Source organism: uncultured Flavobacterium sp., assembly GCF_963922255.1.
GTDB lineage: Bacteria > Bacteroidota > Bacteroidia > Flavobacteriales > Flavobacteriaceae > Flavobacterium.
The window spans coordinates 69,903-81,054 of the sequence record NZ_CAWUIC010000004.1; the positions used below are offsets into that span (position 1 = coordinate 69,903).

The 11,152-nt window shown below is 27.0% G+C and carries 10 protein-coding genes; 3 read left to right on the top strand and 7 right to left on the bottom strand.

Annotated elements, in window-relative coordinates; translation table 11 throughout:
- The first annotated feature begins 5 nt into the window (after positions 1 to 5).
- The 3 genes from AABJ49_RS04910 to AABJ49_RS04920 all read left to right on the top strand — a co-directional run bounded on the left by AABJ49_RS04910 (position 6) and on the right by AABJ49_RS04920 (position 3,826).
- A complete protein-coding gene (locus AABJ49_RS04910) occupies positions 6 to 1,001 on the top strand; it encodes an SH3 domain-containing protein (protein ID WP_338376548.1) in 996 nt (331 codons plus the stop codon).
- Complete coding sequence (locus AABJ49_RS04915; RefSeq protein ID WP_338376550.1) at positions 994 to 2,214, top strand: hypothetical protein; 1,221 nt, start codon at positions 994 to 996, stop codon at positions 2,212 to 2,214. The genes AABJ49_RS04910 and AABJ49_RS04915 overlap by 8 nt, the downstream gene beginning before the upstream one ends.
- Before the next feature lie 136 nt (positions 2,215 to 2,350).
- Entirely contained in the window at positions 2,351 to 3,826 is a 1,476-nt protein-coding gene (locus tag AABJ49_RS04920) for a hypothetical protein (protein WP_338376551.1), read from the top strand.
- Positions 3,827 to 4,621: 795 nt separating this feature from the next.
- On the opposite strand, the gene AABJ49_RS04925 is transcribed toward AABJ49_RS04920, so the two are convergent.
- The 7 genes from AABJ49_RS04925 to tsaD all read right to left on the bottom strand — a co-directional run bounded on the left by AABJ49_RS04925 (position 4,622) and on the right by tsaD (position 10,986).
- Positions 4,622 to 5,194: a hypothetical protein gene (locus AABJ49_RS04925; RefSeq protein ID WP_338376554.1), complete on the bottom strand. Its 573-nt coding sequence runs from the start codon at positions 5,192 to 5,194 to the stop codon at positions 4,622 to 4,624.
- A gap of 2 nt (positions 5,195 to 5,196) precedes the next feature.
- Positions 5,197 to 6,372, bottom strand: coding sequence for a class I SAM-dependent methyltransferase (locus tag AABJ49_RS04930; RefSeq protein ID WP_338376556.1), 1,176 nt, complete (start codon positions 6,370 to 6,372; stop codon positions 5,197 to 5,199).
- Positions 6,373 to 6,375: 3 nt separating this feature from the next.
- Positions 6,376 to 7,464 (bottom strand): AI-2E family transporter, encoded by a 1,089-nt coding sequence (locus AABJ49_RS04935; protein WP_338376558.1) that lies wholly within the window; start codon positions 7,462 to 7,464, stop codon positions 6,376 to 6,378.
- A gap of 69 nt (positions 7,465 to 7,533) precedes the next feature.
- Positions 7,534 to 8,487: a zinc metalloprotease gene (locus AABJ49_RS04940; RefSeq protein ID WP_338376560.1), complete on the bottom strand. Its 954-nt coding sequence runs from the start codon at positions 8,485 to 8,487 to the stop codon at positions 7,534 to 7,536.
- 119 nt (positions 8,488 to 8,606) lie between these two features.
- Positions 8,607 to 9,248 carry a DUF4159 domain-containing protein gene (locus AABJ49_RS04945; protein WP_338376561.1) on the bottom strand — a complete coding sequence of 214 codons (642 nt, stop codon included), beginning with the start codon at positions 9,246 to 9,248 and terminating at the stop codon, positions 8,607 to 8,609.
- A 1-nt stretch (position 9,249) separates the two neighbouring features.
- Entirely contained in the window at positions 9,250 to 9,954 is a 705-nt protein-coding gene (locus AABJ49_RS04950) for a 16S rRNA (uracil(1498)-N(3))-methyltransferase (RefSeq protein ID WP_338376563.1), read from the bottom strand.
- A 9-nt stretch (positions 9,955 to 9,963) separates the two neighbouring features.
- The gene (tsaD, locus tag AABJ49_RS04955; protein ID WP_338376565.1) at positions 9,964 to 10,986 is read right to left on the bottom strand and encodes a tRNA (adenosine(37)-N6)-threonylcarbamoyltransferase complex transferase subunit TsaD; all 1,023 of its coding nucleotides are present in this window, start codon (positions 10,984 to 10,986) and stop codon (positions 9,964 to 9,966) included.
- Positions 10,987 to 11,152 lie beyond the last annotated feature (166 nt).

Genomic DNA, 11,152 nt, shown 5'->3' on the forward strand with positions numbered 1-11,152 from the left:
TTATCATGGAAACAAAATATGGCTTTACAAAGTTTTCTTTAAATGAATTTAAAGAGTGGTTGAATACTTTAAAAGTAGGTCGAACGATTCTAAAAATTCAACAACATCATACATATTCTCCAAGTTATATTCACTTTAAAGGGAATAATCATTTTGAACTTCAAAAAGGAATGAAAAGTTATCATGTTGTTCATAATGGATGGAGTGATATTGGTCAACATTTTACCATTTTTCCAGATGGAACAATATTAACATGTAGAAATATTGAAAAATCACCTGCTTGTATCTATGGTCAAAATGCAAATTCAATTTGTATTGAAAATTTAGGGAATTTTGATTTTGGTGGTGATGAAATGATTTCAGAACAAAAACAGACAATTATTGAAGTCACTAAGTTATTATGTGTAAAATTTAATCTTCCAGTAAATAAAGATAGAATTGTATATCATCATTGGTTTGATTTAGTTTCAGGTTCAAGAAATGATGGAATTAAAAATAACAAATCATGTCCAGGAACAAATTTCTTTGGAGGAAATAAAGTTGCTGATGCTGAAAACAACTTTTATCCCCTATTAAAAGAACTTATAAATGATAATGATATTAAAATAAATGATGATAGTATTCTAAAGTATGTTATGGTTACTTCTTCAACTTTAAATGTTAGGGTAGATTCAAATTATAAAAGTGATAAAGTGAAAGATAGAAATCCTATAAAATTTGGTTCTGTTTTAAGAGTTTATAAAGAACAAAATAATTGGTTGAAAATTTCAAATTCATCTGAACATTGGGTTAGTGAACGTTTTACTGATGAAGTCAAAAAAGCAACAGTAACTGCTACTGCTTTAAATGTAAGGAGTGGAGGAGGAACAAAGTATCCTGTAGTAGGTAGTTTTAATAAAGGTCAAGAAATTTTTGTTTCTCAAATAATTGGAGATTGGTGTAAGGTGAGTTCAGATAACAAATGGGTAAGTAAAAAATACTTAAAGTTTAGCAATGAGTAATAAAGTTGGAATATACATATCAGGGTTAGGTCAAACTTTAAATAAAGAGAATGTTGAGAAATATGCTTTAAGAATAAAAAATGAACTTAATTATTCCACTGAAGGTAAAGAATTTAAAATTAAAACAGAGAAAGAACTTTATTCAGATAGCTTAGAAACAACTTTAGTTTCAATCTATCACGAGGATGAGAACAATTGTGAAGTTATTTATAAAATTTATGATTTTAATTACCATAATGCCTTAACAGAGGATTTTAAAAAGAAAAACATTTTAGTTAAGAATATTATATTGTTATGGTTAGTAATAAAAAAATTCCCTTTATTGGTTAGTAAATTGTTTTTTTATACAAGTTATAACAGAACTTATTTAACTTTTTATGCTTTTACTCTATTTTTTATAATCTCTTTAGCAATTATTTTTTTAATACCTGCTAGTATTGATTTAGCAACAAAATTAAGTTTTACAAAAGAGTTAGTTGATTTTTTGAAATTGATTAAGATGGATTTTATGTTAGATTTATTTAGTTCAATTGATATGAAAGGAATTTTAAAATTTCTTGTACCATTTACTACATTAATACTATTGATAATACCAGAATCAAAAACTATTATAACTTCTTTAGCAACTGAATTTGCATCTGTAGATCAATATTTAGAGAGTGGTGAAAAAAGCCAATTAGTTTTAGGGAATTTAGATTTATTAATAGAATATATTGCAGAAAATAATTTGGAATCTAAGATTCATTTCCATTGTTATAGTTTTGGAAGTTTATTAGCGTTTGATTTATTATTTCCTCTAGGAAATAAACCTTCACGAAATGTAATTAATCGTGTTGAATTATTAATAACTACTGGTAATCCTTATGAATTTATTAATGCCTATTATCCAAATTATTTTTTGAATAGAAATTTTACAAGTGGTCCTGATTTAACATGGTTAAATATATATTCTATATCGGATGCTTTAGCTACTAATTTTAGAGATGATAATAAAATTGGAGAAGCAAAGTATGGTTTTAACAATAATGAGTTAATGCCAATAAATTTGAATTATGAGATAGCACCTATATTGAGTCTAAATATTATTAATTTTTTAACAATGCATGGTATTAGAATACATAAGAGTTACTGGGATCATACACCAAATGGGCAAAGTTGTATGAGATTAATTATTGATAAAATGCAAGAATTAGATTTTATTAAATATGAATAGTAGAATTTTATACCATTGATTGCGTTATTGTTAAGTATAGACAATGAAAATATTGGAAATCTAAACGTAAATTATAATATAAGTTTTAACAAAAATCAAACAGAAATATTAAAATTATTTTAAAAGTCGTTAATTAATGGAAAAATATAAAATATACAACACCCATACACATATTTTTACTATTGATCATGTGCCTAATAAATTTGGAAAGAAGTTACTACCATTAGGCTTACATCATTTAATTACTATGCGTCTGGTAAAATGGTACTATTCTAATTTTACTTCTAGAGGTAATTATAAGTATAAGGTTTTAAAAAATAAAATTGATTCTTTAAAATACGAAATAAAGGAATTCTTTAAGAAAACAATAGTTATACATTTATTCTTATCTATTGTTTTTTTCTTTGCTAGATGGATATTCAAAATTTTTATTAATTTTTTTAGAGTAGATTTTATTTTTAGTAAATCAACAAGAGAAACGATAAATAGATTTTTAACTCTTGGTAGATACTCATTATACAAAACTCAATCAAAAATTTTTGACTTACTTTCAAAGAGCTACGATTCTAATACCTCATTTGTTGTTTTGTCAATGGATATGGATTATATGGACGCAAGTAATCCAGGAATATCTTACATGGACCAGTTAGAAGATTTAAAACAATTAAAGCAAAAGAAAGGTGATAAAATGCTACCATTTTTATTTCTTGACCCAAGGAGAATAAAACAAACAAAGCATTTGAAAAAGTATGAGAATTATGAAAATTATGCCAAGCACTTATTGGATAGTCAATGTTTTTCTGGAATAAAAATGTATCCCGCTTTGGGTTATTATCCATTTGATAAAGAATTAATTTCCATGTATAAATTTGCAGTTGAAAGAAATATACCAATTGTATCACATTGTATTGAAGGAACTGTTTTTTATAGAGGGAAAAAAGAAAAAGAATGGAATGCACACCCAGTTTTAAAGTATAATGCGAAAGAAGGGAATATGGCTGCAATACCTCTACCGCAAAAAGATAATTATCATTTTACCACAAATTTTACGCATCCATTAAATTACCATTGTTTATTAAATAAAGACTTATTGAAGGAATATCTAGGTAACGATTATGAAGAAGGATTAGATTTAAGCAAATTAAAAATTTGCTTAGCACATTTTGGAGGTGAAGATGAATGGAAAAAATACTTGAATGATGGCTGGAATAATTATAATAAAAACATCTCGCATCTTAGTAAAAGTGAATATGATACTTATTATCAAAAATATAGAAACACTCTTAATCATGAAAATCAGAGGACTATGTGGTGGAATGCAAGTTGGTTGTCAGTAATTTATGACTTGATGGTTGTCTATGAGAATGTTTATGCCGATATAAGTTTTATAATTCATGATGAGTCATTATTTCCATTGTTAAAATTTATTTTGGAAGATGGAAAAGTAAAAAATAAAGTTCTTTTTGGTTCTGACTATTATGTTGTATCTCAAAAAGACACAGAAAAAGATTTGCATTACAACTTAAGAGGTTATTTAGGGGAGACTTTATTTAAGTTAATATCTAATGAAAATCCAAGGAAATTTTTGAGTACAACTATGAAGCAATATTAATTTTTTTTAAAGAATTTTAATTGTATTTATAGTACTTATAATCAATAATGTAAAATTATATTTTATCAAAAATGATTATAAAAGAAAATACTTTTTTATTGAAATAATATCCAATGTAACTTGTAATTAGATTACTTAAATGTATATTCAATTCCCGAATCAAGCACTATATAATTTGTTTTAAATTCAACTGCATTTTATTTTTATGCTAAATTTTAATTTTAGAAAAATGAAATGGTATGATATTTTCATATTTATGGTAATCATAATAATTAATGCTTACTTAAAACCTTTAATGTATGGTAACAATTATAGCTCTGATAGTACAAATAAAGAGTATAAGTTTGATCGTTTGTGCAGGGAAAAAAAAGAACAAATATTACAATGGTTTGTCAAACGAAATCCTTTTAAATAATTGTAATTATCAAAAAATATACTGCAACATGTAAATTTACTAGTTTGAAAATTGTACAAGTACAAATGTTTTCTGTTTGATGTTATCTTCAAATGGTATAGTATAAAAACTATTCTTAAAGGACTTTCTAATTAATTACTACTAGTCCATTTTTTGGTTTAAATTAATTTGTTAATTTCCACATTATTTACTAATTTTATGCTAATAAGATTTAGGAATAATTGTATCCCAATAATAAAAGGGGCATTATCGAGACCTAGTAGTTTTTAAAGTTTATATTTTATTATATATCAATGGATTGTGAATAAGGTTTTGAACCCTCATCGCCCACAAAAAAAGCAACTCAAAAGAGTTGCTTTTTTTATTTGTAATATTTATAATTACTCTACACAATTCAAATAATCAACAAAATAATTTGATGGAGAAGAATTTGACTTTAATAGTTCAGAATTCATATTGCTTTTAAAAACAATATCTTTAGATTCTCCTACATATTTAATTCGCATCAATGAAATGGGAGATTTCTTCAGTTCGTCATAATTGTCTTTTAAAAACAAGAAATAGTTAGTTATAATTTTAATATTACTTTTTGATTCTTCGTCATAACTAAAAGAACTACAGTTTTCCTGAGATGAATTGATTAATGTTATAATTTTACCATTTTCCAATTGAAAAATAACTTTTGAATTTTTATCAAAACATAAAGCAGGTATAAAATCTTTACTTTTTTGAATTTGCTGCAATCCAAGCATCGGAGCACCATTAGAATTAAGAAGTGAAAAGAAAATCATTTCTTTATTATTTCCAAAAACTCTTTCATGAACTAAAATATCAGCTGTTTTTTTTATATAAGTGGAGTCTGTTTTTTCTTCAAAATCATAGAGACATTCTTTTTTTTGACCAAATGAGAAAGATATAGTAAATAAAAGTAAGGTTAAAAAGTAATTTTTCATTTTTATAATTTTGTACAAATTAATACAATTTTTTCGTTATTTAAGTTTGTAGTAAAGAAAGCAAATATAGTACCACCATCTTTAAATTTAAACTTTTTTTTGATTTCTTCTACACTCAACGGAAAATTTCGTGTAGTACAATTCATTTTTTTCTTCTGAAGAGCTTTCATGAATTCTTTTTGAAATGGAATTACTTCATCAATATGAAAACTTCTCCCTTGAAAATCTAATATTTGATCTGAAGTAAATAAATGTGAATGTTGATGCAGTTTATCCATTTTATAAAATGAAGAAATAAAATCCATATTTCCTGATTTCATTATGGAACTATTGGGTTCGTACAAATATTTTTTTGGCAATGAATATGATGCTAAATAATTTTTTCTATAAATTGTATCTAGTTTATTTATGATTTCATTATCAATATTCAGTGAAGATATAGTAATTTCATTGGAATAATCTTTTTCAATTTCCCAAAGCAATTCTTTAATTTCATTTTTAATAGCAACAATATGAATCTTTTTTACAAATTTCAATTCATTCAATCCAGAAGTTATATCTAAAATAGGAGCTGTTTTAATAAGAATGTTGTTGGTGAATTTGAAATAATCATCCAATAACGCAGGAACATTTGGTAAACAATCGTTTAACAAAAAAACCTTACCTTTTATATCACTTCTTCTTGATGGATCTATGTAAATCCAATCAAAACGCATGTCTAGTTGTTTTAGAATTTCAAAACTATCTCCTTGTAAGCAATTAATATTTTGTTGGTTTAAAACACTGTAATTATGTGAAACGATACTTGACAATTCATTGCTAATCTCACAATGAAAGACTTCACTAAATTTTTGAGCGAAAAAATAGTCATCAATGCCAAATCCACCAGTCAAATCAATTAATTTTTCTCCAGTCAATAATGATGATTTGTATTTTGCTGTTATTTCTGAAGAAGTTTGTTCAATTGAAATTTTGGCTGGGTAAATAATGTTTTTTGTTTCAAACCAAGTCGGTAATTTGTCTTTAGCTTTCTTTTTAGCAATGATTTGGTTAATCAAATCTGGATAATCAATCGTTGGAAAAGGGTTCTTTTTTAAAGCTAATTCTGTATGATTTACATCCAAATTCTTTTGAATAAAATCTTGAACTTCATCAGTTAATAACGTATTGAATTCCAAAGTTTATTGAGTTTTAGTAAGAAGTTTTACAAAGGTATTATTTGGAAAAAACTCTTTAGCAATCACTTTTAAAACTGTGTATAAAGGTACTGCTATTATCATTCCAGTTATTCCAAAAAGATAACCTGCTATTAATATGACTAAAAAAATTTGCAAAGGATGAGAATCTGTACTTTTTGAAAAAATAATAGGTTGGCTAAAATTATTATCAATAAATTGAACTAGGAAAAAGCCAATAACAACATAAATAGTCGTTGGAATAATTTCGGTAGAAAAATCACCTTGAATATTGCTAATCATTGTTAATAATGCAGCTAAAACCGTACTAATTATGGGTCCAACATAAGGAATTATATTTAAAATTGCACATAAAAGAGCGATTATCAAAGCATTATCTACTCCAAAAATCAACAAAACAATTAAGTATAAAATAAAAACGATTAACAGTTGAAGCATTAAACCAATAAAATATCGCGATAATAAATCATTACTTTGTCTAACCGAATGCACAATTTTATCTTTATTGGAATTGGGTAAAAGACTTTTAAAGCTTCTAAAATAATAGGCTTTGTCCTTCAATAAAAAAAAGGTGATAAATATCACCGACACCAAACCAACGCTGAAGTTTCCTAACGTATTTATAATTCCATTTACAAGGTTGGGTACGAAGTTAAAATCAATTTTTTTGACCATTGATTCACTATCTAAAGCTTTTGAAAGATCAAGATTATATTTTGAAAAATAATCAGTTAATTGATTTATAACTGTGGTGTAATTCTGTTTTAAGGAATCAATATCCAATAAAGATAATTTATCCACTTGATTAATAAGTAAGGGAACAAACAATAAAATAAATCCAATTAATAATAAAATGAAGAAAAGTAGAGTAGTAACAACTGCTAAAGTGTTCTTAAATTTTAATTTTCTCTTCAAAAATTTTACAATAGGACTTGCAATTAAGGCAACAATTAGGGAAACAGCTAAATAAACAAGTACTGTCGAAATTTGATGAATTATAAAAAGGCTCAGAGCAATAAGAACTAAAATTCCCACGGCTCTTAAAATTCCATTTGCTAATGTTTTTGAAGTCATATGGCTAAATTATGAAAAAAAACTCGTTAGTAATAACGAGTTTTTAAAATAAATTATAAAAAAAAAAGATTATGGCTGTGCGTAAGAATTTCTTGCTCCACCAGAAGAAAATATAGCTAACATTCTACTTTTTTGATCATTTGTAAACATATACATACAAGAATCGTTTGTATAGTCCATATAATTCATTGTCATTTCAACTGGTGTTCCTGAACAAGTTGAATAATGAGGGAATGAAGGGCATCCATAATTTGCAGTATTGTGTGAAGGAGTATCATTTACAAAATCACTTCCGCAAGTAGCGTCACCCCAAATGTGACGTAAGTTCATCCAATGTCCAACTTCATGAGTTGCTGTTCTTCCTAAATTGAAAGGAGCTGTAGCAGTTCCGTTTGTACCCATTGCATTGTTATCAATAACAACTCCATCTGTAGCAGAAGAACCTCCAGGAAATTGAGCATAACCTAATATTCCACCACTTAGGTTACAAACCCACAGGTTTAATTTCGTAGTTGGACTAGTGGGAGCAATTCCACCTTTGTTTGCTTTTTTCATTGAATCATCTGTTCTCCATGAAGATTTTGTTGTACTTTTTCTAACAACAGCGTCTAATACAAAAGTAATTCCAATATTTGCTTTTACAGTAGAGAACATAGAAGGAACGTTATTAAAATCTGTATTTGTTCCATTAAAATCTTTATTTAAAACATCGATCTGAGATTGAATTTGAGCCAAGGATATGTTTTCTGCTGCAGTTTTATATAGAACATTCACTACAACAGGAATTTCAATTTTACCATTTACTAATCTACCTTCCATAATAGCATTTTTAGTGAATGTTTCAATTTGATTCATTCGTTCTGCTAAGGTTGGGTCATCATTTAGATTGTTTAATAGAACATCATGTGAGGCACATCCTCTGTGAGCAACTTCGTCTGTTGCAGATACTAAATCAGTAGAATTATTTTCCGAACAAGAAAATAATAACATCAATAAAGATGCTGATAAAATCAATTTTTTCATATAAGTTAATTTGGTTTGTTAATATGATGCAATTTTAATTAAAAAAATAACACAAAATCAAAAATAATTAACTTTTAATACGGAATAGTTAAAATTTACGTAAAAACCGTAAAAGATGTTTAATTTTTAAAAACGTAATTTATAATATTAGCACCCATTTTTAATGCTTTTTCTCTAACAGCATCAGGATCATTGTGAACTTCTTTATCTTCCCAACCATCACCTAAATCGCATTCAAAGGTATACAGTAATACTAATTTATTTTCAATAAAAATTCCAAAAGCTTGTGGTCTCAAATTTTCATGTTCATGAATTTTAGGTAATCCATTTGGAAATAAATTCGGGCCTTGGAATATTTCATGATTGGTAGGAATTTCTTTTAAATCATTATTCGGAAATACTTTTTTAATTTCTTTTCTAATATATTCATCCATCCCAAAATTATCATCAATATGTAAAAAACCACCTGATGTTAAGTAATTTCTAAGATTTTCGACATCATTTGCACTAAAAACGACATTACCATGTCCGGTCATGTGAATAAATGGATAGGAGAAAATTTCAGGACTTCCTACTTCAACTGTTGGAACTTTAGAACTTATTTTAGTATTTATGGTTTGATTGCAATATTTTACCAAATTGGGCAAAGAAGTTGGATTTGCATACCAATCTCCACCACCAGCATATTTAGCTAGAGCGATTTCTTGTGAAAACCCTATATTCCAAAAAAATAAAATCCCAAGAAAAACAATTTTTTTCATACTATTCGTTTATCAATGCTACTGTATGACAGGCTACTACACCAGCAGTTTCTGTTCGTAACCTTGTGTTTCCCAAAGATACAGGAATAAAATTATTTTTCAAGGCTAATGTAATTTCTTTCGAGGAAAAATCTCCTTCTGGACCAATTAATATCAGAACATTTTGATTGGGTTTAAAACTGTTTTTGAATAAATCCTTTTTATTTTCTTCGCAGTGTGCAATAAATTTTAAAGAATTTGATTCATTTTTTAAAAAATCAACAAGTGAAATTGGTTCATTTATTTTAGGTAAATAAAACTGATTAGATTGTTTCATAGCAGCTTGAATAATTTTTTCAGCTCTATCAATTTTAAAAATTTTTCGTTCTGAATGATCACATATTATAGGTGTAATCTCATGAATGCCAATTTCAGTTGCTTTTTCCAAAAACCATTCTAATCGATCATTCATTTTGGTTGGAGCAATAGCAATATGCAAGTGATATTTTTTGGAATCAAATGTATCAATTTTAACGATTTTAACTTCACATTTTTTTTCTGATTCCAAAGTGATTTCTGAATGAAATAAATTTCCTTTTCCGTTGGTAATGAATATAGTATCACCACCTTTCTTTCTTAATACTTTAATGATATGTTTACTTTCTTCTTTGTCAAATTGAAAGAAAGTATCAGTAGATTTAATATCGGGATTATAGAATAATTGCATGGTCAAAATTTAAAATTCAATTCGTGCTTTAGAAACAATAGAAGCATCGCTAAAGTTATTTTCTAAATAGTTGTAATAGCCAACAATTCCAATCATTGCTGCATTATCTGTAGTGTATTCAAATTTTGGAATGTAGGTTTTCCAACCATACTTTGATTCAGCTTTTTTTAATGTTTCTCTAATACCAGAATTAGCAGAAACTCCACCACCAATAGCTATTTGGTAAATTCCAGTTTCTGCAACAGCTATTTTTATTTTATCCATTAAAATGTTGATAATAGTATGCTGTATTGAGGCACAAATATCTGCTTTGTTTTCTTCAATAAAATTGGGATTTTCAGCTACATTTTTTTGTATAAAATATAAAATTTGTGTTTTTAATCCGCTAAAACTAAAGTTTAAGCCATCTACTTTTGGTTTCGTAAATTTAAAAGCTTTTGGATTTCCTTCTTTAGCAAATTTATCTATCAAAGGTCCACCAGGATAAGGAAAACCTAATACTTTAGCACTTTTATCGAAAGCTTCTCCAACAGCATCATCGGTTGTTTCACCAATAATTTCCATATCAAAAAAACTATTCACTTTTACAATTTGTGTATGTCCACCACTAATCGTTAAAGCTAAAAAAGGAAAACTTGGTTTGTCAAATCCTTCTTCATCAATAAAATGAGCTAAAATATGCGCTTTCATATGGTTTACCGCAATCAAAGGAACTTGTAAAGCAGCACTCATTGATTTTGCAAATGAACCACCAACCAACAAAGAACCCATTAAACCTGGACCTTGTGTAAAAGCTATACAATTTAAGTCTTCTTTCGTAATTCCAGCTTTTTTTAAGGCAACATCTACAACAGGCACTATATTTTGTTGATGAGCTCTAGAAGCTAATTCTGGGACAACACCACCAAATTCTTCATGAATAGATTGTCTGGCTACAACATTTGATATAACTTTATCGTTAACAAGTATAGCAGCAGATGTGTCATCGCATGAACTTTCAATTGCTAAAGTATATATTGGATTTTTTGACATAAAAACAGGCATGAAATTTGTTAATTGGTAAGAATATCTTTCAAAAATAGTTATTTTTGTTTCAGAAAAGTCGGTTTAATTTAAAAAGACAAATTTAAAACATTTTTTTCGTATCAAAACATTAAAAAAAATAGTACTACGTTCCCTATTGGGTTTATTGGTTTTA